The organism is Pantoea sp. YR525 (assembly GCF_900116775.1).
Classification (GTDB): domain Bacteria; phylum Pseudomonadota; class Gammaproteobacteria; order Enterobacterales; family Enterobacteriaceae; genus Pantoea; species Pantoea symbiotica.
In genome coordinates this window covers 320193-344663 of sequence record NZ_FPBU01000007.1, presented here as the reverse complement: position 1 = coordinate 344663, position 24471 = coordinate 320193, and the positions used below count along the sequence as shown (strand labels likewise).

Below are 24471 nucleotides of genomic sequence, written 5' to 3'. Positions count from 1 at the left end.
AGCAACAGATGTCATTGCGCGAGATTGATACCGCTTGCTGGCAACAACTGGAAACCGGCGCACGCGAGCCTGATTCCGGGTTTCACATCTTAACGCTCGCATCCGTTGATCTACAGGGCAAGCCGCAGGCGAGAACGCTGGTGCTGCGCGCGGTTGATCGTGAAAAACGCACGCTGGAGTTTCATACCGATATGCGCAGCCCGAAATGGCAGGCGCTGGCGGTGAATCCAGAGGTTACGGTTTTGGGTTACAGCGCGAAAACCCAGCTGCGGTTGCAGGGAACGGTCGAGTTGCACGCCGCGCACAGCGCAGTAGCTGAAGCGGCGTGGCAACGATTATCGCACCGGACGCAGCAAACCTATGCTGGCGCTGCGCCGGGAAGCGATATTGGCAACCCATCAAGAAACATAGTCAATGCTGAAGATAATTTCGGCGTCTTGATCATCCAAATCAACCTGCTGGATTGGTGCTTGCTGGCGCGCGAAAACAATCAAAGAGCGTTACTGAATTACCGCTCAGACGGAGCACTCACCAACAGCAAATGGGTGCATCCGTAACTAAGGCGTACATTGTTCCTGCGCCTTGCGACGGACGTTAAACAGCAGATAACTCGCCAGCGCCAATCCCCACACGCCCGTCGCGCCATACAGCAACACGCTGGAAAAACCGTCGGTCAGCACCTGGGCGGCAATATCGTGGGTAAGTAAAACCTCGCCGCCGCCGGCGATGCGCTCGGCCAGCGCATACACATTACTTTGTCCCGGCATAATGCGTTGCAGACTCGCCGCGATGCCCGCCACCAGCAAGCTGCCCATTAGCGCGATATTGATGGCAAGCGTAATCAGGCGCGCGCTGATATCGATGCCAGACGCCATGCCAACGCGATTTCCTGGCACCGATCCGGTTGTGGTGTTGGTGACTGGCGTGTTGGTCAATCCGAGCGCGATGCCAGAGAGCAGCGCGCCCGGCAGTAAACTCATCTGCTGCGCGGCGGCAAACTTCATCAGCATAAAGCCCGCGCCGATGGTGAATAATCCCAGCGGGATCATGCGCGCCGCGCCAAAGCGCACCACCAATTTCTCGCCAAGCGGCGGCATCAGTAAGGTCGGCAAGGTGTAAGCCAGCAGCGCCAAACCGGTTGCCATGCTGTTGTAGCCAAGCCCGCTCTGGTAATAGACCGGCAGATAAATCATCAGCGGCCAGAAACTGAAGTTCATGCCAATTGAGCCCATCAGCGCACCGGAAAAGTCGCGGATGCGGAACACCGAGAAATCAAACATCGGGTGTGGATGACGCTTCTCAACCCATACAAACAGCAGCGCGCTGAGCAGCGTAACCAGCAAAATAAGCTGTGCCGCCAGGCTGCTCCAGCCGAGGCTGCTACCCTGCGTGATGAGGTAGGTTGCGCCGACCACGCTGATTGATAAGGTGATCAGGCCGCCGAGATCGAGCTTTTTGGCTTCAGAATCACGCGATTCCACCACATTTTTCAGTGCGAGGATCAGCGTCAGCAATGCGATAAAGCCGTGCACCAAAAACACCCATTGCCAGCTAAACCAGGCGACCAGCATGCCGCCGATGATTGGCCCGAATCCCAGCCCAAAGCCAAAGGTAATGCCCCACGCGGCGAACGCACGACTGCGCGCTTTTCCCTGTGGAAACTGGAATGACAAAATGGCGATCAGGCAGGTTAACATTGCGCCACCGCTTAATCCTTGCAGCAAACGTCCGACGATCAGCCACCACGCATTGTCCGCCAGCCCGCACATCACCGACGTCACGCCGAAGGCGATAATGCTGATGATGAAAATACGCTTGCGTCCATAGGTATCTGCCAGCGTGCCGGTTGCCATTAACACGGCGGTGCAAGCCAGCGTGTAGGCGTTCATGATCCACTGCAGTTCGCGAAAACTGGCGTGCATCTCCTTTTCCAGCACCGGCAAAATCACCGGTACGCTCGAAATCTCCAATCCCGACATCAATGCGGCCAGACAAACCGCCATCAGCGCCAACATGTTCTTCATACTCAATCCCTGCGATACGTTAAGAGCGTGCCAGCATGAAAGATTGTAGTGACAGTGGAAATCTGCCCGCATGCCATATATCGTCAAGATCGTGCCAATTTCTCCGGTGACCTTTAATGCAAATGATTGCTCCGTTACATGCCCGTTCGCCTGCACCGTTTAACCGCCGCATGGTTCTGCTGGCGTATGAATGCCTGTGTACCTTTGAATTCGGCACGGCGGTTGAGGCCTTTGGGCGCGTCGACGACGCGTTCGGCCAGCCTTTATATGATTTGAGCGTGGCGTCGGTGGAAGAGGGTGTTTTCGGCGCGCAAGGCGGCGTGCGATTGGTGGTCGATGGCGGACTTGAGCTGCTGGAAGAGGCGGGCACCATCGTGATTCCCGGCTGGCGCAGCGTGCATGAACCGGCATCGGATGCGCTTATCGCTGCATTACAAAAAGCACACCGAAACGGCACACGTATCGTTTCGATCTGCGCAGGCAGTTTCGTGTTGGGCGCTGCCGGTTTGCTGGATGGTAAACGCGCTACCGCGCACTGGAACAGCACCGAGATTCTGGCGCAACGCTTCCCACAGGTGCAGGTTGAACACGGCATGATTTATGTCGATGAGGGCAACATCATTACGTCAGCGGGTGGCGCAGCGGGCGTGGATTTGTGTCTGCATCTGATTCGTCGCGATTATGGCATTGAAGTGGCAAACCGCACCGCGCGTCGTATGGTGACGCCGCCGCTGCGTGAAGGGAACCAGGCGCAGCTGATTCAGCAGCCGGTGCCGCAACGGGCGGCAAAGAATCTTTCGCCGCTGCTCGATGATTTACGCAATCACCTCAATACGCCGCTGGTGATTGATCAGCTCGCCAGACAAGCCGGCATGAGCCGCCGCACTTTTTTGCGCCGCTTCCATGACGCCACCGGTACCACGCCAGGAGAGTGGATGTTGAGCGTGCGGCTGGAAAAAGCCTGCGCACTGCTGGAGAGCGGCAAACTGAGCATTGACCAGGTTGCTGAGCAGGCGGGATTTGGATCGCCGGAAACCTTGCGGCATCACTTCAGACAGCGGCTGAATACCACGCCAACGCATTGGCGCAAGGCATTTAACGAAAGAGGGATGGTGCTTTAATTCAGCCAGGTGCGCATAAATGCGCACCCTACGAAAAGCCCGTAGGGTCGCCATTCATGGCGACCGTTTTAAATTTAATTCCCGCGATAAGTCGAATAACCAAACGGACTCAACAGCAGCGGAATATGGTAGTGCTCGCCGTTGCTTTCCATATTGAACTCCACCGGAATTTCCGGGAAGAAGGTTTTCTGGTTGTTCATTTTGTAATAGTCACCAGTTTTGAACACCACGCGATAGCTGCCTGCGCTGGCGGTTTTATCTTCAGGGAACAGCGCGCTGATTCTGCCGTTGCTGTCGGTTTTGCCGCTGGCTAATTTCACCCAGTTATTGTTCTGTTTCTGATCGAGTTCAACCTCAATACCCGCTGTCGGTGAGCCTGTCTGCAGGTTCAATACATGTACGCTGAGCGGATTTTTTGCTGCTGCCGGTTGTGCTGCTCCCGCTGACAGGCTGGTAGCAATCAGGATAGCGCTGGCTGAGGTAAAGAGAGTTTTCATTAAAATATCCTTTTTTAGCAGGTGAATGTGCTGCAATCCTAGGTTCTTCAACAACAAAATAATAATCGATAAGACTAAATGTGAAATTTCTGAGAACAAGCAATGAGTCAAGCGTGTGCCGTCATCGAAAGGGGCGCATTCATGCGCACCTGGTCACCATAAATGGCGACCCTACAAAAGATTGGCGCGTTTTTCGTAGGGTGCGCATTCATGCGCAACTGGTCACCATAAATGGCGACCCTACAAAGGATTGGCGCGTTTTTCGTAGGGTGCGCATTCATGCGCACCTGGTCACCATAAATAGCGACCCTACGAGTTCCGGATCGATTGTGTGTTTCGGTTTCCTGTTTTAGCGCTTCGATAACTATTCATGATTATTCTTAGTGGCCCGTAAGAATAATCCTTCGAAAGTTGTACCAGCCTTGAGACGGTGTACAAATAGAACGTTAAGTCCGCAATTTATTATTAGCCTGCAAATATAGTTTTCTGATTAATAAGCCAAGGGTAAAACCAGGATAAGCGAAGCGGTAAATAGGGTGAGATTGATCAAGAAATGATCAGTTATTCGGATTTTTCGCTATAAATAACTCTCCTGACATCGTTAAATCTGTATTTAAGCGAAGCGTAAATACGGAGTCAGGAGAGTTTTGTGCAGAAGTAAAACGCCGTTAGATGGTTATTCTTGTGCGAAGAATGTTATTTGCGTCGACTAATCTTTCCTCCTTTCCGTCCTGCTTCAATGGCGCGCTCCGGGTCGTTCTTGAAGTTGCCGCCGCTCGCTTGGCCACCCTTGCGCCCAGCCTCAGCTGCACGTTCCTTATTCTCTGCGAAGTTGCCTGCACCACCACGACGTTGCGTCTTTTTTTCTTCCTCATCGGGTTGCTTCTTAGCGTCCGTCATTGGTTCTCCTCTCTCTTAAATACCAACTTGATGCAAAATAAATGTAGTGCCATTTTTACCAGTTTCAAGCCTGGACTAATCTTAAGTCTTAATTCTAAGAGGCTTGCTTGTATTACTTCCAGTTAAATTTTCGATTGTCTCTAAATGTAACTAGCATGAGTTATGGCTTGGGGTTTTTTAACGTCAAGAAGAAAGTGGTGCAGGCCGGATAATAAGCGAAGCGGTAGGCGTGTTTGCTTGTAAACTTAATCGCAATTTCCGTTAGTATTACCTTGCCTTCATGCTTGCCTGCTATGTTTAATTAATCTGCTCATGTCGTATTAATTAACGCTTCGCTTATTCTAATTTATTACTCCGGTTAAGTTGATGTTTAACCCACCTGCCCGCTGACACTGAAACCGCCTCTTCGCGGTTCTTCTCACGAACAGTGCAAGCATTTGTGTCTCTGGCCTGGCGACTTCATCAACTGCCGGGCGCGGCGATCGAAGGCAGTTCGTCGTGTGCTAAAGCGGCGGTCATGCATCTGCTGGTCGCAGCATTTGACGCTGATTTTTAAAGTATGCGATTAGATAAACTATTTCCTTTGAGTCAAATTGCGCTAAATGGCAAAAAAAAGATCATTCTTTCGCTAATCGTAAGGTCCACTTAATCATTTATTTTAAATTAAGCAAAAAAACCAGCTTGCTGCTTTTATATTACTCGCTATCAATAAATGAAAATGATCAATGAAATCGATTTCAACCAAATTGCAGTTTTCACAGGGTGTTTTAATGTGACTGCGTCTCTAATGTTAATGAAATAGCTGACGATAACAGCAGGGATGCTGCCGATTAACTTCCGGAGCCTCTTCCATTTTTAAAATAACACCGTTGTCTTCACACCTTTTCAATCAAAATCATTGAGGTTTCTAAATGGACGTAGTTCAAAGATTTTCGCGTAATGTAAAGTTGCGAACCAAACTTACAATATCCTCTGTACTGAATATTGCGATGCTACTGTTAGTGGCGTTGCTCGGATTAAATTCGCTTTTCTTAGCGGAAACCGGCGTCAATGGCATGATGAAGGATGATTACCCGACCATCGCATTGGGCAACCAGTTGATTGATGAAATCAACGTAACGGTGCAGCAGCAGGCGCTGCTGCTGAGCCCCATTGATGCGCAGCGCAGAGCGACCATTCAAAATAATCTTCAGGAAGCATCGAAAAAGATCAGCGAAACCTACAAGCAATTAGGCGCGCTGGCAACGGATGAGGAATCCATTGCCTTTCTCAAACGCGTTGAATTGAAGCGTGCTGACTTTCTAAAGGAGCGAAACGCTTTCTTCGAGTTAGTGAATAGTGATGTGACAAAAGCGGTGGATTTCTATTTTTCTACTCTTGCCTCAGCGCAAAGAAATTACATCAATGAAGTTGAGGGTTTCATTAATCTGCAAGAGCAGCAAATGAATGGCTCTTACGATAATTTTATGGCGTCTTACAGTAAAACCAAAATTTCTATGCTGATTATTTTTGTGGTGGCTATTTTAGTATCCGCATTAATTGGCTGGATCATTATCCGCTCGATTACTGTGCCATTAAAACATGTGATCGCATTCCTTGGCCGCGTGGCGGATGGCGACCTCAGCTCTGATTTTTATGAGCAGCGTAAAGATGAAATGGGGCAGTTAATTAATGCCATTCAGCAGATGCAGGAAAAAATGTCGGATATTGTCAGCCATATTCGCATTAGCGCTGAACAGATATCCGGCGGCGCGAGCGAAATAATGTCAGGCACCAACGATCTCGCCGCCCGCACGGAAGAGCAGGCCAGCTCGGTGGAACAAACGGCGGCCTCGGTGGAGGAGTTCAGCGCCACCATCAGTAACACGCGAAATAACACCCACGTTGCCGCCGATCTCTCCGCCAAAGCGGAAAGCACGGTGGGACGTAATGCCAGCATGATGGACAACGTCGCCACTAAAATGGCCGAGATCAATGATTCTGCCAGCCGTATGGCGGACATCATCAATCTGATCGATTCGATTGCTTTCCAGACCAATATTCTGGCGCTGAATGCTGCGGTCGAAGCCGCACGCGCCGGTGAACATGGTCGTGGTTTTGCCGTGGTGGCGCAGGAAGTGCGCGCGCTGGCACAGAAAACCGCAACCTCATCGCATGAGATCCGCAATTTAATCGAGGAGTCTTCCACGCGCATTGCCGATGGGCGCGATATGGTCACCGACGCCAATAAGTTGATGAACGGCATGATGTCGAATGTGGCCGAAATGAAAGAGCTACTGGTGCAGATTAATCAGGCCAGCACCGAGCAGGCCGACGGCATCAGCCAGATCAACACTGCAATTAGCCAGATTGATATCACCACGCAGCAGAATGCGTCGCTGGTGGAGCAATCGCTGGCCGCGTCGGCGATGCTGAGTGAGCAGGCGGCAAATATGGTGAATAGCGTGAGCGTGTTTACGCTGCGTCAAACCGCTTAAGGCGATGTGGATCCAGAACGGTCTTCGCGTTCTGGATCTTTTTATTAAATAGCCTGATATTCGCCGGTACCTTCTGGCCACGGCGTCAGTAAATCAAACCCGGTTTCGGTCACTGCGATGGTGTGTTCCCACTGCGCCGACAGCGAGCGGTCTTTGGTGACCACCGTCCAGCCATCGGACAGCACGCTGGTGCCAGCTTTGCCCGCGTTGATCATCGGTTCGATGGTGAAAATCATGCCCGCTTGCAATTCCAATCCCGCGCCCGGCGTGCCGTAGTGCAGAATCTGCGGATCGCCGTGATACACCTCGCCAACACCGTGACCGCAATACTCGCGCACTACGGAAAAACCGGCTTTTTCCGCCACCTGCTGAATTGCCGCACCGATATCCCCTAAGGTCGCGCCCGGTTTTACTACTTTGATACCTGCAACCATTGATTCGTAAGTGATATCTACCAAACGTTTGGCGCGCACCGAAGGCTGACCGACGTAATACATGCGGCTGGTGTCACCGTACCAGCCATCTTTGATGATGCCGACGTCAATATTAACGATGTCGCCATCCTTAAGCTTTTTCTCGCCCGGAATGCCGTGACACACCACGTGATTTACTGAGGTACAGGTGGTTTTGCTGTAGCCGTGGTAGCCGATATTCGCTGGGATCACTTTCAGCACGTTTACCACGTAGTCATGACAAATCGCGTCCAGTTCATCGGTGGTAACGCCCGGTTTGACGTGTGGCGTGATGATCTCCAGCACTTTAGCGGCGGCATGTCCGGCGGCACGCGCAAGTTCGATCTCTTCAGCGGTATGCAGTTTGATGCTCATTACGCGATTCCCTGCGAGGTGAATAAAGGATGGTCGAGCAGTTGCGCTAAATCCGCGCCGCTGTCGCGTTCAACGCGCATCAGCAAGCGCGTTAATTCCTGATGATTGAGTGACGGATAAATCTCGGCCAGCATGCCGATCTTCATCCAGTGTTCTGCCTGCGCATTGATGGAACGGCTCATCGCCGTGCTGGCGATGCGCAGATTCTCATGCATCAGGTCGGAAATTTTTACGATGCCCATGATGAAACCTATATATGAAATGTATGCGATATGTATATAGGCTACTCAGGAATTAGCGGATTTGCAAAGGGGAAATTTTTTAGAGGGAAAGCGGCGGCTTTTCCCTCTGACAACGCGGTTCATTGATAGGTTAGCGAAAATGTCGCCGAGGCATTGGCCTTTCCGCCCGCATCTTCGCTTCGGTAATAGCGTGCGATGAGGGTCACCATAAATGGCGAACCTACAAAGGACTGGCGCGTTTTTCGTAGGGTGCGCATTCATGCGCACCGGCATAAAATTTAATGATGGGTGCCTGATTAAGCTTGCGGCTGCCCAACCGGTCCTTTACTCATGGGGCCGCCGGGAATCGGTTGTTCGGTTTGCACATTAGGGCGACCATCGGGGCCAATAGGGCGGTCAGAGTGATAGCAGCCTGATAACGTTATCAGGGCGGAAAAGATAATAAGCCCACCTAAAAATCGCTTCATATAAACACGTCCTATTGAAGGGTGTAAGAAACAAACGATCAAGCAGTGAAGCCAATCCATGGCATAAAAAATCCTAAGGCGCCTTACTCAGACTTCGTTGGAGGACGACGGCTAATTTTGCCCCCTTTCCGTCCCGCTTCAACGGCTCTTTCAGGATCGTTTCTGAAATTGCCTCCACTGGCTTTGCCTCCCGCTCTGCCAGCTTCTTTCGCACGTTCTGGATCGTTGGCAAAATTCCCTGCGCCGCCTCTGTAGCTCTGTTGTTTCATAGGAAGACCTCTTATCAATGTTCCGTGAGATTTGAGGACTAGCTAGTCACGCTGAAATTTTAGTATGCCGTTGAGGTAAAGCCAGGGCGCAGATGACGATCGTTGAAACGGATCATGAAAATAATTTTGGATGTTTATCGATTTAACAGTGACCTCCGTCACATTTTACAATTCCTGACTATACTTCTGCCTTTTGGGTTTCAACCTTTGCGCTCCAGAGCGCGTTCAATATGCAGGGAACAGGAATGGACACATCGCAGCAAAACAGTGACGACGATTCAGCGCTAAGCAATCTCACCGTCAAACAGCGCATCTTCTTCGTTGTACTGGTGGCGACCATGGGCGCGCTGGCCTTTGGTTATGACACCGGGATTATCTCGGGTGCCTTACCGTTTATGACCTTGCCGCTTGATCAGGGCGGTCTCAATCTCACTCCGTTCACCGAAGGTTTAGTCACTTCATCACTGATCTTTGGTGCCGCGCTGGGTGCTTTTCTCAGTGGCTATTTCTCCGATCGTTTTGGTCGCCGTATCACGCTGCGCTCTCTGGCGCTGATTTTTGTATTGGGCGCAATTGGTACCGCGTTAGCGCCGAACCTGCACGTGATGGTGGCGATGCGTTTTCTGCTCGGGATTGCAGTTGGCGGTGGCTCCTCAACCGTGCCGGTGTTTATTGCCGAAATCGCCGGACCAAAACGTCGTGCGCCGCTGGTGAGCCGCAACGAGCTGATGATTGTTTCCGGTCAGTTGCTGGCGTATGTGGTCAGCGCGGTGATGAGTTTCACGCTTAACGATCCGCATCTGTGGCGTTATATGTTGGCGATGGCGATGATTCCGGGCGCGTTGCTCTTCATCGGCACCTTCTTTGTGCCGGCTTCGCCGCACTGGATGGTGGCGGAAGGGCGTATCAAAGAAGCGAGCCGGATCCTGCACAAATTGCGTGAAACACCGCGTGAAGTGAAAAAGGAGATGACGGAAATGCGCCAGCACGCCAAGGCGGCGCGTCAGGGGCCTTCCGCGCGTGAACTGCTGCAAGAGAAATGGATTCTTCGCTTATTGCTGGTGGGTGCGGGACTGGGCATTGTTATCCAGTTCACCGGCGTGAACGCCTTTATGTATTACACGCCAGTGATTCTGAAAACCACCGGCATGGGCACCAACGCGTCGATTGCAGCGACTATCGGTAACGGCATTGTCTCGGTGCTGGCGACCATGGTGGGCATCAAAGCGGTGGGACGTTTTGGACGTCGCACCATGCTGATGACCGGTTTGACAGTGGTAATCGCCATGCAGCTGGTGCTCGGCTGCGTGCTGCTGCTGATGCCACAAGACATGACGCAAAGTATCTTCGCGCTGGCGGCGATTCTGGTGTTCCTGTTCTTTATGCAGATGTGCATTTCGCCGGTGTATTGGCTGCTGATGTCCGAGCTGTTCCCGATGAAAGTGCGCGGCGTGCTGACCGGCGCTGCGGTTTCATTCCAGTGGATTTGTAACGCGGCGGTGGCGTTTGCTTTCCCGCCGCTGCTGTCTGCCACCGGCAATGGCGCATTCTTCATCTTTGCGGCCATCAACGTCGGCTCGCTGATCTTCGTGATCACCATGCTGCCTGAGACCAAAGGCAAATCTCTTGAGCAGATCGAAAACGAAATGCGTGAGCGGTTTAGCGAGCAGGAGCAGGATCAACAGACCGCCTAACGGCGCTTGAGAATTCCTGGTCACGGGAGGAAGATACGCATCTTTCACCGGGCCAGGATTTCCCATGCTGATCACCGCCGAGAACACGCGCACTTTCAACACCGACATTCGGCTGGCCTGCACGCTGGCCGCCGTTGCGGGCGCACTCAACACCGCAGCGTTTGAAACCGTCGGTTTCTTCTCGGCAAACATGACCGGCAATGTCTCCTCACTTTCCGATCATCTGGCCAAAGCCAATCTGCACGTCGGACTGTTTTTTCTGCTCATCGTGTTGCTGTTTATCGCTGGATCGTCGGTCTCAACGCTGATTATCAACTCCGGCAGACGACGCCAGATTCGCGGCATCTACGCCATTAATATCCTGATTGAAGGCATCGCGTTGCTGGTGCTGGGCGTGATTGAAAGCTGGTTCCGCTTTAGCGGCTCCGGCGTGCTGCTGGTGCTTAGCCTGAGTTTTTTGATGGGATTGCAAAACGCCGTCGTGACGCGCATCTCCAACGCGCGTGTGCGTACCACGCACGTTTCAGGCACCGCGACCGATATCGGTATTGAGCTGGCGATGCTGTTTGATGTGCTGCGCCGCAAAGAATCACCCAAAGATGCGCCGCTCTATATCGAGCGACTTAAGCTGCATTTTTACACCGTACTGGCGTTTTTAGGCGGCGGCGTGCTGGGGATTTGGTTGCTGCAGTGGATGAGTTATTTACTACTGATGGTGATTGGTGCGCTGCTTAGCGTGCTGGCGTTAGCGGCACTCAAACGCCTCTAATCGGTGACCCGCTTCACACTTCTCCACGCTGTTCGCTAATACTGCTTGCCACTTTTTCCGCGCTGTAAGCATGATAGCGCCCGTTAAGGATTGTTACTGTTCGGCAGGCAAAACCTGAGACGCGCCCTTTTTCAATTGAAGAGGGCGCGTCTCAGGTTTTTTTTTGCGCGAAAAACGCGCCAATCCTTTGAAGGGTCGCCATTTATGGTGACCGAAAGACGCTTAACTGGCGAGCATTAGGGCATTGTTCAGGAGAAAGAGTGATGCAATATCAGGAACTGGCGGATGACATCGTTAGCGGTGTTGGCGGCAAAGAGAACATTATCAGCGTGATGCACTGCGCCACGCGTTTGCGCTTCAAGCTGAAAAACAGTCAAAAAGCGCAGACCGCCGCGTTAAAGGACAATCCCGGCGTGATCATGGTGGTGGAGAGCGGCGGCCAATATCAGGTGGTGATTGGCAATCAGGTTGCGGAAGTGTATCGCGAACTCACCGCGCGCCATGCGCTGGATAATCAGAACGAGGCCGCAGATAACGCTGCACCGCAAGGCCTGTTTGCACGCTTTATCGATCTGGTTTCCGGCATCTTTACCCCGTTTATCGGCGTGATGATCGCCACCGGCATCATCAAAGGTTTGCTGGCGTTGGCGCTGGTGCTCGGCGTGATGAGCGCCGACAGCGGCAGCTACAAAGTGCTGTTTGTTGCTAGCGATGGATTGTTCTACTTCCTGCCCATTTTGCTCGGCTACAGCGCCGGTAAAAAATTCGGCGGCAATCCGTTTGTCAGCATGGCGATCGCCGCTGCGCTGGTGCATCCGATGATTCTCGAGGTGCTGCAACAGCAGCAGCAGGGCAATGCGCTGACATTCATCGGCATCCCGCTCGAAGTGTTGAACTACAGCTCTTCAGTGATTCCGATTATCTTCGCGGCCTGGGTTTCCAGTTTGATTGAGCGCTGGGTGCATCCGCGTTCACCCAGCGCGGTGCGTAACTTCACTACGCCGTTGTGCTGCTTGCTGATCACCGTGCCGCTGACGTTCCTGGCGATTGGTCCGGCGGCGACCTGGCTGAGCCGCATGCTGGCCGAAGGCTATCTGTGGATTTACAGCCTGAGCCCAATGATTGCGGGTGCTGTGATGGGCGCGATTTGGCAAGTGTGCGTGATTTTCGGTCTGCACTGGGGATTGGTGCCGATCATGCTGAACAACCTCGCTAACTTTGGTCATGACACGCTGCTGCCATTGCTGATGCCAGCAGTACTCGGACAGGCGGGCGCGACGCTCGGCATCTTCCTGCGAACTCGCGAAGCGAAACTCAAAGCGATGGCGGGATCGGCCTTTACCGCCAGCATCTTCGGCATCACCGAACCGGCGGTGTATGGCGTGACGCTGCCGCGTCGTCGTCCGTTTATCTTCGGCTGCATCGGTGGCGCATTGGGCGCGGCGATCCTCGGCTTCTGGCACACCACCATTTACTCGTTTGGTTTCCCGAGCGTGTTCACCTTTATTCAGGTGGTGCCGAACAGCGGCATTGATGCCAGCGTGCTGGCGGCGTTTGCCGGTGCGGCGGTGGCGTTGCTGTTCGCCTGCATGAGCACTTATCTGTTCGGTTTGACCGAGCCCGCAGCCGAAGTGGTTGCGCCGCCCGCGCCGGTTTCTCCGCCCACCAATCTTACGCGCCGCGAAAGCGTGGTCAGCCCCATCGCGGGCGATGTCATTCCGCTGGAGCAGGTTAAAGACGAAACCTTTGCCAGCGGTTTGCTCGGCAAAGGCGCGGCGATTATCCCGCAGAGTGGCCGAGTGGTTTCGCCGATCGATGGCGTGGTGTCGTCGATGTTCCGTACCGGCCATGCGATTGGCCTGACATCGGCGCAGGGCGCGGAAGTGCTGATCCACGTCGGCCTCGATACCGTGAAGCTCGATGGACAATATTTTTCTCCTAAAGTCGCCAACGATCAGCCGGTCAAAGTGGGCGATCTGCTGCTGGAGTTCGATCTCGATGCAATTAAAGCCGCAGGATTTGACCTCACCACGCCGGTGCTGGTGAGTAATAGCGATGATTTTGTGGATGTGTTAACCCTGAGCCGCACGGCCGTGAGCGAAGGCGCTCCGTTGTTGGCCGTGCTGAAATAATGAGGAGCAAGCAGATGACTAAACGTTTCCCGGACGGATTTTTATGGGGCGGCGCCGTGGCCGCCAACCAGGTTGAAGGCGCGTATCAGGAAGGTGGCAAAGGTTTATCGACGTCCGACCTGCAACCCAAAGGCATTTTCGGTGCGCGCGTCGAGCGCAGCGGTGACGATTTTGGCATCAAAGATACTGCCATCGATTTCTATAATCGCTTCCCGGAAGACATCAAACTTTTCGCCGAAATGGGCTTTACCGTGCTGCGTACCTCAATTGCCTGGACGCGCATCTTCCCGCAGGGCGATGAAGCGGAACCTAACGAAGCAGGCATGGCCTACTACGATCGCCTGTTCGATGAGATGGCTAAATACAACATCACGCCGCTGGTGACGCTGTCGCATTATGAGATGCCGTATGGCTTGATCAAAAAGTACGGCGGCTGGGGCAATCGCATCACCATTGATTGCTTCGAACGCTATGCGCGCGCGGTATTTACCCGCTTCCAGCACAAGGTGAAACTCTGGCTAACCTTTAACGAAATCAACATGTCGCTGCACGCGCCGTTCACCGGCGTGGGTCTGGCAGAAGAGAGCGATCAGCAGGCAATCTATCAGGCGATTCATCATCAGCTGGTGGCGAGTGGACGCGCGGTGAAAGCCTGCCATGAGATCGTTAAGGACGGTAAAATCGGTAACATGCTGCTGGGCGCGCTGCTCTATCCGCTGAGCTGCCGCCCGGCGGACGTGCTGGAAACCTTACAGCAGAACCGCGAATGGCTGTTCTTTGGCGATGTACAGGTGCGCGGCGCGTATCCGGCCTATATGAAACGCTTCTTTGCCGATCGCGGCATCAGCATTGCAATGACAGATGAAGATAAGCGCGACCTGCAAAATACCGTCGATTACATCTCCTTCAGCTACTACATGACCGGCTGCGTCACCACCAATGAAGAGGAGAACCAGAAAGCGCGCGGTAACATTCTCTCTATGGTGCCGAACCCGCATCTGCCGAGTTCCGATTGGGGCTGGCAGATCGATCCAGAAGGGCTGCGCATTCTGCTTAACATCCTGTATGACCGCTATCAGAAGCCGCTGTTTATAGTGGAAAACGGGCTCGGTGCTAAAGATGTGGTGGAAGCGGACGGGCAAATTAACGACGATTACCGTATTCAATATCTCAACGATCATCTGGTGCAGGTGCGTGAAGCGATTGAAGATGGCGTGGAGGTGATGGGTTATACCTGCTGGGGACCGATCGATTTGGTCAGCGCCTCAAAAGCCGAGTTTTCCAAACGTTACGGCTTTATCTACGTGGATCGCGATGATGCGGGCAACGGTACGCTGGCGCGTTCGCGTAAGAAGAGTTTCTTCTGGTATCAGGACGTGATTCGCAGTCATGGCGAAGCGTTGAAGTAAGGCTGTTGGCGGTCGCCATTAATGGCGACCCTACAAAGGATTGACGCGTTTTTTGTAGGGTGCGCATTGATGCGCACCTGGTTCACGCCTCGTCTGCATCATCCTGCAACGCCAGCGTCTCTTTGCGTACCCGCTCAATATGAATGGTGAGAAACATGCGTTCCTCGCTGGAGAGTTCATACAAATATTTCTGCTGAATATGCTGGTCGATCTTCACCGCACATTGATAGGCGAGCGGATATTTATCACGCACCACATCATGCAGCGATTCATCCTCGCTCCACACGCCGCGTTTGCCCAACATACGTTGTGCAAAAAACTTCAAATGGTTAACGAAGCGGTTGTAGCTCAAGCTCTCGGTGCGGTAATCCAGTTGCAGACGATACTTCACGATATGCAGGATCTCTTGCATAAATTGCGTGATGTGCGATACATCGGCGAAATCGCTGTCGAGCTGCGCATTCACCAGATGCAGGGCGATAAATCCGGCCTCATCTTCGGGCAACTCCACGCCCAGCCGCTTGTTAATCAGCGCCAGCGCTTCGATACCCAATGAAAACTCTTGCGGATAGAGCGTTTTGATCTCCCACTTCAAGACGTTGCGAATCGGGATGCCTTGCTGGTGGCGCTCAATCGCAAAATGGCAGTGATCGCACAGCGCGATAGAGAGACTTTCATGCAGCGGCTGGCCCAGTTGCTGACGCGCATTGGCAATGATCAGTTCGCTGGTGGTGATCACCTCAAGCGGGATATCCGACAGCAGTTCGCTGAGCCGGCCTGTCAACGTATCACTTTGCAGCGCAAACACTTTTTCGATTAGCTGCGCATCCAGTTCGTCGCCGACGCGCTTCTGAAACGCCAAACCGCGTCCCATCACAACCTGTTCTTTGCCGTTGTCGCCCAGCACTACCGCGACATTGTTGTTGAGGATTTTCGCGATTTTCATTTTTATCTGCCCTGAAAATAAAAAACCTGACCCACCGGGAGGACGGCGTGTCAGGTTTTGCCTGCGCTGAACGCAGTAACAATCTGGCAAGATCATAATCGGCTGAGCTTTCCCGACAAGCACAGCGACAGTTAAATGTGAAATGCATCATATTTCCAGCGCGATTAATCATTGGCGATCAGACGCTAACGACGCGGCATTTTATGTTTGTAAGGATATCGTAAGGAAATGATCAGATTTTTATAAAGTTTGCGTTAAGGCTGCCGATAGTACCGTAACGTTAAATTAACAGGAGTTGCGTTCATGACTGGGATTTCAACATTAGGCGTCGGTTCAGGACTGGGTTTAAGCACCATCCTCGACAAACTGACTGCGGCAGAGAAGCAATCGCTGGCACCGATTTCCAAACAACAATCGGCGGCGACCGCCAAGTTGTCCGCCTACGGCACGCTCAAAACCGCGATTCAGACTTTCCAGACGGCAAACAACAAATTAAACGATGCCGCGCTTTATACCTCGACGACCACCGCATCCAGTTCAACAGCGTTTAGCGCCGATTCCAACGGCAATGCGCTGGCGGGCAAATACACCATCAGCGTGCAGAAGCTGGCGCAATCGCAAACGCTAACCAGCGATGCCAAAACCGATATCAAAGCGGCGATTGGTAGTGATGCTGATTCCAGAACGCTTAAATTTGTCACTGCAGAAGGTAAAGAGAAGAGCATTACGCTGACCAAAGATCAGACCTCGCTTTCTGCCATTCGTGACACCATCAATAAATCCGACGTTGGCGTGACCGCCAGCCTGATTAAGGTCTCGGCCACTGAATACCGTTTGTCACTGACTTCCTCTGCATCCGGCACCGGCAATGCGGTGAAATCGCTGAGCGTGACCGGCGATGATACCTTGCACGACTTTATCGGCTTTGATGCGACAAATGCTGGCAGCAGCGGCATGACGCAAAGCGTTGAGGCGCAGAACGCCAAGCTGACCGTGAATAATGTGGCGATTGAGAGCAGCAGCAACGTGATCACCGACGCGGTGGAGGGCATCACGCTAAAACTCAATGATGAAACCAGCGGCAACCAAACGCTGACGGTAAGCAGCGATACCAACAAGGCGAAAACCGCTATTACCGATTGGGTAAATGCCTATAACTCGCTGCAGGATACGATGGCGAGTTTGACCAAATTTACGGCGGTGGACGCGGGTAAAGACCCGGATGGCAAAAATGGTGCGCTGCTTGGCGATGGCACATTGCGTAACATTCAGGTGCAGATGAAAAGCATTCTGGCCAACACTTCCGGTTCCAGCGTCTATAAAACGTTATCGCAGGCAGGTATTACAACCGACCCAACCGACGGTAAACTGAAGCTTGATGCGACCAAACTGACCAGCAGTTTGCAGGTTAAACCGGAAGCCATTCGCGACATGTTTGTTGGCGATGGCAAGAAAACCGGCGTTTCGACCGTACTGAACACCACCTTCACTGCGTTCCTTAGCAGCAAAGGTGTGCTGCAGGGCGCGACGGATACCATCAGTAAAAAACTGAATACGCTGACCGATCAGTACAATACCGCCAGCAAACGTATCGATGACACTATCGCGCGTTATAAAAAACAGTTCACCAATCTGGATAAGATGGTTAGCGTGCTGAATAACACCAGCAACTACCTCACCGAGCAGTTCAGTAATAGCACTAAGACTAATAAGTAAGCGTAAATAATAGGTCGCCATAAATGGCGACCCTACGGTAATTTGGCGGGTACGCGGAACGGGCCTTCGTAGGGTCGCCATTCATGGCGACCTCTGTCTCAAACAATAACCTTACTTCTTCTTATTCAACATGGCCTTCAAATCGGCAAACGGATTATAGGTGGCTTCACCGACATCTTTTTGCGCATCTTCTCCTGCCACAACCGTTGTACCGTACTGATCCGCTTCGGTGTACTTCGAATGTTCATGGTCGTGACAATACAGACACAACAACTCCCAGTTACTGCCATCTTCCGGATTATTGGTGTGGTCGTGATCGATGTGATGGACGGTTAATTCGCGCAGATTGGAATAGACAAATTCGCGCGAGCAGCGGCCGCAGACCCACGGATAGATTTTTAATGCTTTTTCACGATAGCCGCTTTCCAGCCGCGTGTAGTTTTTAGGGATTAGAGCCATGCCAATGTTGCCTGTTAGAAAGAGATAAAGTGACATGTTATCCGCACTGCTCGCACCTGCCAATGATGTTTATCATCCCAGAGCATCCCTTCTAAAAAACCTCCTACACTAGGTTGTATCTAAGCGGAAATAAAAGTCCGCCCGCCCCCCATCGATGGAAATTCGCTAATAAAATGATGCCCGTAAATGATTCTCTGTCGGCAAGCCGGATGCAGCGTATCGCGTTGACCATGATGATGGGAATGCTCGCCACGCTCCCTGTGTGGACCAACAAAATTTATTATCGGGATGACCTTTACCGGATACTGGATGGCGATAGATCTGTATGGCTGAGCAACGGAAGACCGGGCACCTGGTTATTACAGGCTTTGGTCTCTTTTGGTAATACGGTCAGCGATGTTTCTCCGCTTAATTTACTGCTTGGATTGCTGGTGCTGAGTGTTGCAGCTGTTTTCTTCACTGAAAAACTTAAAATTCCCCTGATTGGCTACTGGTCATTTGTGCCGCCGCTTTTTGTGGTGCTTAATCCCTTTCTGGCGCAGGGAATGCTGTATACCTTTGACAGCCTCACCATTCTTTTGTCATTCGCGGGCGCGATGCTGGCAAGCATGGTGAACCGATCGAAGCCGTTTCAGGAGATCATTTACACGGCGCTAATATTACTGCTGATTCAGACGCTCTATCAGCCAGGACTTAATGTCTATATTGCTTGCGTAGCGTTGCTGGCTATTTCACGGTTGAATAATGATCAATCTTCATGGACGTGGCTCGCCGGGAAAATAGTGGCGCTGGGCATTGCCATTCTGGTCTATAAACTGGCGATGAATTATTTATTGCCGGTTGAGATCGACTGGTACAGCAAGAAACACAGCAAGCTGTTACTGCCCAATTCAGATTCTTTGCTGGTCATCATTGAAACGATTAAAACGTTTAGTCGTCTTTTCCTCAGCGCCTATCCACGCGACCTGATGATATTTTTATTGTTGCCTTTGCTGATGCTTTTTTTAGGCCTTATTTTGATGGCACACAACTTAAAACAGCAGCGGAAATTAACGGTAAGCGCGGCCATATTGATGTTGAGTGCAGGATTAATCGTCATTATGGCGATTCCCGGTCTTTCTTTGGCATTAGCCACTCCGTTATTTGCGCCACGCATGTTGGGCGCCTGCAGCATTACTTTCCTGTTCTGTTTCTACGTATCCGTGCACACTTTACCTGCAATAAAAAACTGGCTGGCGGGATTCAGTATCATTTTGCTGTTTTATCATTTGGTGGTGATGTTAATAAGTTTCAACACGGTGGTGAATGACCAGCGTTACCAAATGGATGTGATGAATCAGATTAAAATCACGCTGTCGGCGCCTGGCGCACAATCGATTGATTCTCTCGCATTTATTGGTCAGCTGAATGATGCTCCAGAAATACAAACCAATATTCGTAATTTCCCCATCATCGATCATATACGAATGAAAATGCTGGGTGAGTCTGAACCGTGGATTTGGCTGGCTTTGATTAAAAACGCTGGCTTGAGGTTGAAAGCGGTGAAAGCAACCGAAGAGATGAGAGTCATTAAACCGCGTGAATATCTTTCGCAGGGACCGGATTTTGACGCCTTTCAGGATGGTCAAACCATGGTGATTGATTTCAGAAAGTCGGGCGGGCAGGTTAACAAATAATGATTCAGCTGCTCGGTCCGGGAATGATTGTCATATCCCGGACCGAGTTTTGTATATGGTGCTTTTTGGCCGCGTTATTTATTCAGCAGCTCTTTACGTACGATCTCCGCACCGGCGCTTAACGCATCCAGCTTGCCTCTGGCAACGCCGCGCGGTAAAGGAATCATGCCGCAGTTGGTGCAAGGATAGAGTTTGTCGGCGTCGACAAACTGCAGCGCTTTGCGCAGCGTCGCGGCAACTTCTTCAGGCGTTTCAATGGTATTGCTTGCCACGTCAATGGCACCAACCATCACTTTTTTGCCGCGAATCAGTTCCATCAATTCCATCGGCACATGTGAGTTTTGGCATTCCAGTGAGATGATATCGATATTCGACTTTTGCAGCTTAGGAAAGATCTCTTCATATTGACGCCACTCGGTGCCCAGCGTCTTTTTCCAGTCGGTATTGGCTTTTATGCCGTAACCGTAGCAAATATGCACAGCGGTTTCGCATTTCAGCCCTTCAATGGCTCTTTCCAGGGTAGCGATACCCCAATCATTCACTTCGTCGAAGAAGACATTAAATGCCGGTTCATCAAACTGAATAATATCGACGCCCACCGCTTCTAACTCTTTGGCTTCTTCATTGAGAATTTTAGCGAATTCCCATGCCAGTTTTTCACGGCTTTTATAATGGTTGTCATAAAGCGTGTCGATCATGGTCATTGGACCCGGCAGCGCCCATTTAATTGGACGGTCAGTTTGCTGGCGCAAAAACTTAGCATCTTCAACGAACACCGACTTTTGACGACTTACCGGACCCACAACGGTTGGAACACTGGCATCATAACGATCGCGGATTTTTACGATCTCGCGCTTCTCAAAATCCACGCCGTTGAGATGTTCAATAAAGGTGGTAACAAAGTGCTGACGCGTTTGTTCGCCATCACTGACGATATCAATACCTGCCTGCTGCTGATCTTCCAGGCACAAACGCAGCGCATCTTGTTTACCGTCGGTTAATTCCTGATCTTGCAATTTCCACGGCGACCACAATGTTTCGGGCTGAGCCAGCCACGATGGTTTTGGCAAACTACCAGCAGTGGAAGTCGGTAATAATTTTTTCATAGCAGGTGACCTTATATTTTTATGGGTGATCAAAGAACGGGAGTAGCAAACCATTGCTCAAGAATAGTTTGGTAAGGCTTAATAAAGCGCTCTTCCGTGAACTTCCCTTGTTCAACTGCCAAATGGCTACGTTCTTCTCGATCATAAACAATTCGCGTTAAAGAATAATCCTGATGATTTAAGCTTGGCTGATACTGATTACCGGCGGCCGAGTTAGCATTGTAAATCTCAGGACGGTAAATCTTTTGGAATGTCTCCATGGTGCTGATGGTACCGATAAGCTCAAGATTGGTGTAATCACTGAGTAAATCGCCATGGAAATAGAAAGCCAATGGCGCAGCACTGTTCGCCGGCATGAAATAACGCGCTCGCAGGCCCATTTTTCCGAAATATTCATCAGTCAGTGAGAGTTCATCCTGCTGATATTCAATGCCCAATACCGGATGTACATTACCGGTACGATAATAGGTGTTTTTACTTGATACGCTCAGGCAGATAACCGGTGCTTTATTGAAGTTAGCTTTGTATGCGTCTGAGTTAACGAAGTTTTTGAAGATATTGCCATGCAGGTCGCCAAAATTATCTGGCGTACGGAATTCAGTGTGGCTCTTATTGTGCTCTGACAATACAACGCTGAAATCATAATCACGCACGTAAGAAGAGAAGTTATTGCCTACAATCCCTTCGATGCGCTCATTGGTTTTTTTATCAACGATATTGGTTTTCAATATTTCAATGACAGGGAAGGTATTGCCATTGCCTTCAGCACCGAGATTCAGCTCAGCCGTAATAATCTCCAGTTCAACCGCATAACGATCGCTTTTCGGGTTGTCCCAATGCGCCAGGGAATTGAAGCGGTTATCAATCATTACCAACGCGTTGCGCAGATTTTCCTGACGCTTCTCACCTCGTGCCAGATTCGCAAAGTTGGTGGTGATGCGTGTATTGCCAGAAGGATTGTAATTTTCGTCGAAACGAAGGCTCTTAACCGTAAAAGTAAAGGCGTTATTCATTTTAGTCTGCTGTCCTGGTTATAAATATAAGGCCTTGCTGTGGCTGGATTTTTAGGCTTTCCCCATGTTCTTAGCGGGTACTCTCAATCAGCAGGCTTCATATTATTTTAAGTTATTAACGATGGTACTTTTATGCCTGAGTCACTGGTTGAAAAAAAGTGATTTAATTTCATCGAACATGAAGGAATTTCATGATGAGAGTGATGATGAAGATCGTGTGTTCAGCAGTCAGCCCATGCGGTCTGGCACAGACTTCATCATTGCAGGTATACTCTTCCCAAATTTTTTAACGGGTCAGACACGAAAATGGCAAAACTCACCTTACAAGAGCAAATGCTGAAAGCAGGCTTAGTCAGCAGCAAAAAAATGGACAAGGTCCAGAGAACCGCTAAAAAATCACGCGTTCAGGCTCGTGAAGCCAGAGAAGCAGTGGAAGAGAACAAAAAAGCGCAGCTTGAGCGTGATAAGCAGCTGAGCGAACAGCAAAAACAGGCGACTTTAGCCAAAGAGTATAAAGCGCAGGTTAAGCAGCTAATCGAAATGAACAAAATCGATATTTCGAAAGGCAATATCGGTTTTAATTTCACCGACAATAATCTGATCAAAAAAATCGACGTGGATAAGCTGACCCAAACTCAGCTGATTAATGGCCGCCTTGCCATCGCGCGACTGAACGTTGATAGCAATGGTGAGAGTCAATACGCGATCATTCCCGCCAGCGTTGCGGATAAAATTGCACAGCGAGATACGAGCAGTATCGTATTGAACAGCGCATTGAGTCAGGAAGAGCAGGATGAAGACGATCCGTACGCTGATTTCAAAGTGCCAGATGATTTGATGTGGTAATCAAAACGCCGGTTGCGCTGTCAGAATGGGCAGGCATTCTGGATGTTTACCGACTCACCGCTTACCGGATGAATAAAATTCAACTCGCTGGCGTGTAACATCAAACGCGGCGTTTGTTCGCCTCCTGGCAGCAAGCGCCCGCCATACAGATCGCAACCCAAAATCGGATGGCCCAACTGCTGGCAGTGAATGCGCAGTTGATGGGTGCGTCCCGTTTCTGGCGTGAGTTCTACCCGCGTTAATGGCAGCATCCCTTCATGCGTGCGCTCAATGACGCGATAACGTGAGCGAGCAGGTTTGCCATTGACTGCGCAAATCGTCATCAGCGGAAACAGCGCCGGATCTTTAGCAATTGGCGCGTCGATCACACCTTCATCATCAGCCAGATGCCCGCACAACAGCGCGTGATAAATCTTGGTCACGCTGCGCTGGCTGAACTGCTGGCACAATGCGGCATTAATCGCCTTGTTGCGGGCAATCACCATTAACCCCGAAGTACCGAAATCCAGGCGATGCACCAGCGTACAGCCGGGGAACAGCTTTACTAACCGATGATGCACTGAATCGAGATTGAGCGGATTTTTCCCCGACAAGCTAAGCAGGCCAGCAGGTTTATTGATCAGCAGCAGATGATCATCCTGATAAAGAATCTCAATCTCGTCATTGCAAGGCGGGGCAATAAAGTGATCGATAATGGTAGACATCAAAACGCCCGGCTGAGGAAGGGAGGCGGATAATAGCGAATTTTCAACTAGCTGGCGAATCTGGTGGATACGCACTCGCATAGCCAAAAATTATCGTCCAGACTTACAGCAAAGACGTGGTCTGCGCAGGCAATGTGCTTTACACTGCGCGCTGAAAAAACTGAGTAGATAACGATTAGGTAGGCGGCAATGGCGATGAACGGAACGATCACAACCTGGTTTCAGGATAAAGGTTTTGGATTTATCAAAGATGAAAATGGCGATAACCGCTATTTCCATGTGATTAAGGTCGCTAACCCTGAGCTGATCAAGAAAGATGCGGCGGTGACATTCGAGCCGACAACCAATAACAAGGGTTTGTCAGCCTATGCGGTGAAAGTCTCGCCCGAGAGCAAATATATCTATATTGCCGGTGAGCGTCTTAAGCTTACGTCGATCAAGTCTTACGTGGTTTACAGCGAAGAAGTGCCGGTTGAGACGCGTATTGATAAAGAGAATACCGTGCTGTCTGTTGGTATTTTGATGAATAGCATCAAGCCGAAAACAGATGTTAAGCCGGATGAAGTCCGCTCACTGAAAAAACTGGCGATTACAACTTTTCAGGGCACGACCTTGATTTTCACGGCAGATGAAATCGATATTGATGCCACTGTGAAAATGCTGAAGGTCTGAGAATATTTGGATTTTGTCCCGAAATCCTGCGCTTTATATATGCAGGATTACGGCATCAATTAGGTTGCGATAAATCTCTTTTCAATAAATCCATTAATATATTGAAGTGCTCTTGTTCCTGACCAGCGTCACTGATGCGATACCACTTAATTTTAGCTTCATTTATCGTCTAACCCGTTGCTACAGCTTTATATAAATAAGGTGACGCAGAATCAATTTCTTTTTCTAACATTAACGGAGCATGTTGTCGGATAATGCTTGTCAGTTAAGCGTAAGTCGGTCGCCATGAATGGCGACCCTACGGTAAATTTGCGAGGGTTTTGTAGGGTGCGCATTAATGCGCACCTGCATATAAAGCTATTTATTGCTTAACTGAGCGGTATTAAGCATGTTGCCGCGTCCCTGTTAGTTTATTGTCGGTTCAATGCTGCCTTCACGATGCATGACATCTGAACCGCCTCTGATGACCGCTCCACCATCATCTTTGATAAACATGTGAACAGGT

General features: G+C 50.8%; 22 protein-coding genes and 1 pseudogene. 11 read left to right on the top strand and 12 right to left on the bottom strand.

The features are described from left to right. Nucleotides 1-8 precede the first annotated feature (8 nt). Nucleotides 9-557, top strand: coding sequence for a pyridoxamine 5'-phosphate oxidase family protein (locus BM323_RS16385; protein ID WP_008105688.1), 549 nt, complete (start codon nt 9-11; stop codon nt 555-557). Here the strand turns inward: BM323_RS16385 and BM323_RS16380 are convergent, their stop codons facing one another. After that, nucleotides 558-2024, bottom strand: a complete 1467-nt coding sequence (locus BM323_RS16380) for an MFS transporter (RefSeq protein WP_008105686.1) — start codon at nt 2022-2024, stop codon at nt 558-560. Nucleotides 2025-2140: 116 nt separating this feature from the next. Between BM323_RS16380 and ftrA the strand changes: the two genes are divergently transcribed. Next, entirely contained in the window at nt 2141-3145 is a 1005-nt protein-coding gene (gene ftrA / locus BM323_RS16375) for a transcriptional regulator FtrA (RefSeq protein WP_008105684.1), read from the top strand. A gap of 74 nt (nt 3146-3219) precedes the next feature. On the opposite strand, the gene uraH is transcribed toward ftrA, so the two are convergent. Together uraH and BM323_RS16365 are read right to left on the bottom strand one after the other, a co-directional pair. Further along, a complete protein-coding gene (gene uraH / locus BM323_RS16370) occupies nt 3220-3642 on the bottom strand; it encodes a hydroxyisourate hydrolase (RefSeq protein ID WP_008105683.1) in 423 nt (140 codons plus the stop codon). 696 nt (nt 3643-4338) lie between these two features. Further along, nucleotides 4339-4542, bottom strand: a complete 204-nt coding sequence (locus BM323_RS16365) for a con-10 family general stress protein (RefSeq protein ID WP_008106297.1) — start codon at nt 4540-4542, stop codon at nt 4339-4341. Between the two features lie 911 nt (nt 4543-5453). On the opposite strand from BM323_RS16365, the gene BM323_RS16360 reads away from it, so the two are divergent. Continuing rightward, nucleotides 5454-7019 carry a methyl-accepting chemotaxis protein gene (locus BM323_RS16360; protein WP_008106300.1) on the top strand — a complete coding sequence of 522 codons (1566 nt, stop codon included), beginning with the start codon at nt 5454-5456 and terminating at the stop codon, nt 7017-7019. A 44-nt stretch (nt 7020-7063) separates the two neighbouring features. On the opposite strand, the gene map is transcribed toward BM323_RS16360, so the two are convergent. From map to BM323_RS16340, 3 genes are all read right to left on the bottom strand, one after another. Next, nucleotides 7064-7846 carry a type I methionyl aminopeptidase gene (gene map, locus BM323_RS16355; RefSeq protein WP_008106302.1) on the bottom strand — a complete coding sequence of 261 codons (783 nt, stop codon included), beginning with the start codon at nt 7844-7846 and terminating at the stop codon, nt 7064-7066. Beyond that, nucleotides 7846-8088 carry a ParD-like family protein gene (locus BM323_RS16350; protein ID WP_008106304.1) on the bottom strand — a complete coding sequence of 81 codons (243 nt, stop codon included), beginning with the start codon at nt 8086-8088 and terminating at the stop codon, nt 7846-7848. Before BM323_RS16350 ends, map begins: the two co-directional genes overlap by 1 nt. Nucleotides 8089-8638: 550 nt before the next feature. Further along, nucleotides 8639-8824, bottom strand: a complete 186-nt coding sequence (locus BM323_RS16340) for a con-10 family general stress protein (protein WP_008106309.1) — start codon at nt 8822-8824, stop codon at nt 8639-8641. A gap of 245 nt (nt 8825-9069) precedes the next feature. Here BM323_RS16340 and BM323_RS16335 point away from each other — a divergent pair, with 245 nt between their 5' ends. The 4 genes from BM323_RS16335 (at nt 9070) to BM323_RS16320 (ending at nt 14828) form a co-directional block, all read left to right on the top strand. Further along, nucleotides 9070-10518 carry a sugar porter family MFS transporter gene (locus BM323_RS16335; RefSeq protein WP_008106310.1) on the top strand — a complete coding sequence of 483 codons (1449 nt, stop codon included), beginning with the start codon at nt 9070-9072 and terminating at the stop codon, nt 10516-10518. Between the two features lie 64 nt (nt 10519-10582). Continuing rightward, nucleotides 10583-11287 (top strand): YoaK family protein, encoded by a 705-nt coding sequence (locus BM323_RS16330; protein WP_008106311.1) that lies wholly within the window; start codon nt 10583-10585, stop codon nt 11285-11287. Nucleotides 11288-11550: 263 nt separating this feature from the next. After that, nucleotides 11551-13419 carry a PTS beta-glucoside transporter subunit IIABC gene (gene bglF, locus BM323_RS16325; RefSeq protein ID WP_008106312.1) on the top strand — a complete coding sequence of 623 codons (1869 nt, stop codon included), beginning with the start codon at nt 11551-11553 and terminating at the stop codon, nt 13417-13419. Between the two features lie 14 nt (nt 13420-13433). Next, nucleotides 13434-14828 carry a glycoside hydrolase family 1 protein gene (locus tag BM323_RS16320; protein ID WP_008106315.1) on the top strand — a complete coding sequence of 465 codons (1395 nt, stop codon included), beginning with the start codon at nt 13434-13436 and terminating at the stop codon, nt 14826-14828. Nucleotides 14829-14910: 82 nt separating this feature from the next. Here BM323_RS16320 and licT read toward each other — a convergent pair whose 3' ends face one another. Next, nucleotides 14911-15774 (bottom strand): BglG family transcription antiterminator LicT, encoded by an 864-nt coding sequence (gene licT / locus BM323_RS16315; RefSeq protein ID WP_091004078.1) that lies wholly within the window; start codon nt 15772-15774, stop codon nt 14911-14913. 303 nt (nt 15775-16077) lie between these two features. Here licT and fliD point away from each other — a divergent pair, with 303 nt between their 5' ends. Continuing rightward, the gene (gene fliD / locus BM323_RS16310) at nt 16078-17490 is read left to right on the top strand and encodes a flagellar filament capping protein FliD (RefSeq protein WP_008106319.1); all 1413 of its coding nucleotides are present in this window, start codon (nt 16078-16080) and stop codon (nt 17488-17490) included. 111 nt (nt 17491-17601) lie between these two features. Here the strand turns inward: fliD and yajD are convergent, their stop codons facing one another. Beyond that, the gene (gene yajD, locus BM323_RS16305; RefSeq protein WP_008106321.1) at nt 17602-17949 is read right to left on the bottom strand and encodes an HNH nuclease YajD; all 348 of its coding nucleotides are present in this window, start codon (nt 17947-17949) and stop codon (nt 17602-17604) included. A 173-nt stretch (nt 17950-18122) separates the two neighbouring features. Between yajD and BM323_RS16300 the strand changes: the two genes are divergently transcribed. Next, nucleotides 18123-19625: a glucosyltransferase domain-containing protein gene (locus tag BM323_RS16300; protein WP_238541724.1), complete on the top strand. Its 1503-nt coding sequence runs from the start codon at nt 18123-18125 to the stop codon at nt 19623-19625. Between the two features lie 74 nt (nt 19626-19699). Here the strand turns inward: BM323_RS16300 and BM323_RS16295 are convergent, their stop codons facing one another. Both BM323_RS16295 and BM323_RS16290 read right to left on the bottom strand, forming a co-directional pair. After that, complete coding sequence (locus tag BM323_RS16295) at nt 19700-20731, bottom strand: methionine synthase (RefSeq protein WP_008106326.1); 1032 nt, start codon at nt 20729-20731, stop codon at nt 19700-19702. Nucleotides 20732-20760: 29 nt separating this feature from the next. Then, nucleotides 20761-21744 (bottom strand): DUF1852 domain-containing protein, encoded by a 984-nt coding sequence (locus tag BM323_RS16290; RefSeq protein ID WP_008106329.1) that lies wholly within the window; start codon nt 21742-21744, stop codon nt 20761-20763. 306 nt (nt 21745-22050) lie between these two features. Here BM323_RS16290 and BM323_RS16285 point away from each other — a divergent pair, with 306 nt between their 5' ends. Beyond that, nucleotides 22051-22590: a DUF2058 domain-containing protein gene (locus tag BM323_RS16285; protein WP_091004081.1), complete on the top strand. Its 540-nt coding sequence runs from the start codon at nt 22051-22053 to the stop codon at nt 22588-22590. 20 nt (nt 22591-22610) lie between these two features. Here the strand turns inward: BM323_RS16285 and BM323_RS16280 are convergent, their stop codons facing one another. Next, nucleotides 22611-23294 (bottom strand): RluA family pseudouridine synthase, encoded by a 684-nt coding sequence (locus BM323_RS16280; RefSeq protein ID WP_036648896.1) that lies wholly within the window; start codon nt 23292-23294, stop codon nt 22611-22613. A gap of 189 nt (nt 23295-23483) precedes the next feature. Here BM323_RS16280 and BM323_RS16275 point away from each other — a divergent pair, with 189 nt between their 5' ends. Beyond that, a complete protein-coding gene (locus tag BM323_RS16275; RefSeq protein WP_008106338.1) occupies nt 23484-23966 on the top strand; it encodes a cold-shock protein in 483 nt (160 codons plus the stop codon). Between the two features lie 79 nt (nt 23967-24045). On the opposite strand, the pseudogene BM323_RS24390 reads toward BM323_RS16275, so the two are convergent. Continuing rightward, nucleotides 24046-24216, bottom strand: a pseudogene (locus BM323_RS24390) (type VI secretion system tube protein Hcp); the annotation flags it as partial. Between the last annotated feature and the right edge of the window lie 255 nt (nt 24217-24471).

Coding starts and splice junctions, on each gene's coding strand:
- BM323_RS16275 (WP_008106338.1), top strand. CDS start 23,484: ATGGCGATGAACGGAACGATCACAACCTGGTTTCAGGATAAAGGTTTT.
- BM323_RS16335 (WP_008106310.1), top strand. CDS start 9,070: ATGGACACATCGCAGCAAAACAGTGACGACGATTCAGCGCTAAGCAAT.
- BM323_RS16330 (WP_008106311.1), top strand. CDS start 10,583: ATGCTGATCACCGCCGAGAACACGCGCACTTTCAACACCGACATTCGG.
- fliD (WP_008106319.1), top strand. CDS start 16,078: ATGACTGGGATTTCAACATTAGGCGTCGGTTCAGGACTGGGTTTAAGC.
- BM323_RS16350 (WP_008106304.1), bottom strand. CDS start 8,088: ATGGGCATCGTAAAAATTTCCGACCTGATGCATGAGAATCTGCGCATC.
- BM323_RS16365 (WP_008106297.1), bottom strand. CDS start 4,542: ATGACGGACGCTAAGAAGCAACCCGATGAGGAAGAAAAAAAGACGCAA.
- licT (WP_091004078.1), bottom strand. CDS start 15,774: ATGAAAATCGCGAAAATCCTCAACAACAATGTCGCGGTAGTGCTGGGC.
- BM323_RS16385 (WP_008105688.1), top strand. CDS start 9: ATGTCATTGCGCGAGATTGATACCGCTTGCTGGCAACAACTGGAAACC.
- ftrA (WP_008105684.1), top strand. CDS start 2,141: ATGCAAATGATTGCTCCGTTACATGCCCGTTCGCCTGCACCGTTTAAC.
- bglF (WP_008106312.1), top strand. CDS start 11,551: ATGCAATATCAGGAACTGGCGGATGACATCGTTAGCGGTGTTGGCGGC.
- yajD (WP_008106321.1), bottom strand. CDS start 17,949: ATGGCTCTAATCCCTAAAAACTACACGCGGCTGGAAAGCGGCTATCGT.
- BM323_RS16340 (WP_008106309.1), bottom strand. CDS start 8,824: ATGAAACAACAGAGCTACAGAGGCGGCGCAGGGAATTTTGCCAACGAT.
- BM323_RS16320 (WP_008106315.1), top strand. CDS start 13,434: ATGACTAAACGTTTCCCGGACGGATTTTTATGGGGCGGCGCCGTGGCC.
- BM323_RS16290 (WP_008106329.1), bottom strand. CDS start 21,744: ATGAATAACGCCTTTACTTTTACGGTTAAGAGCCTTCGTTTCGACGAA.
- BM323_RS16295 (WP_008106326.1), bottom strand. CDS start 20,731: ATGAAAAAATTATTACCGACTTCCACTGCTGGTAGTTTGCCAAAACCA.
- BM323_RS16360 (WP_008106300.1), top strand. CDS start 5,454: ATGGACGTAGTTCAAAGATTTTCGCGTAATGTAAAGTTGCGAACCAAA.
- BM323_RS16280 (WP_036648896.1), bottom strand. CDS start 23,294: ATGTCTACCATTATCGATCACTTTATTGCCCCGCCTTGCAATGACGAG.
- BM323_RS16380 (WP_008105686.1), bottom strand. CDS start 2,024: ATGAAGAACATGTTGGCGCTGATGGCGGTTTGTCTGGCCGCATTGATG.
- BM323_RS16285 (WP_091004081.1), top strand. CDS start 22,051: ATGGCAAAACTCACCTTACAAGAGCAAATGCTGAAAGCAGGCTTAGTC.
- uraH (WP_008105683.1), bottom strand. CDS start 3,642: ATGAAAACTCTCTTTACCTCAGCCAGCGCTATCCTGATTGCTACCAGC.
- BM323_RS16300 (WP_238541724.1), top strand. CDS start 18,123: ATGATGCCCGTAAATGATTCTCTGTCGGCAAGCCGGATGCAGCGTATC.
- map (WP_008106302.1), bottom strand. CDS start 7,846: ATGAGCATCAAACTGCATACCGCTGAAGAGATCGAACTTGCGCGTGCC.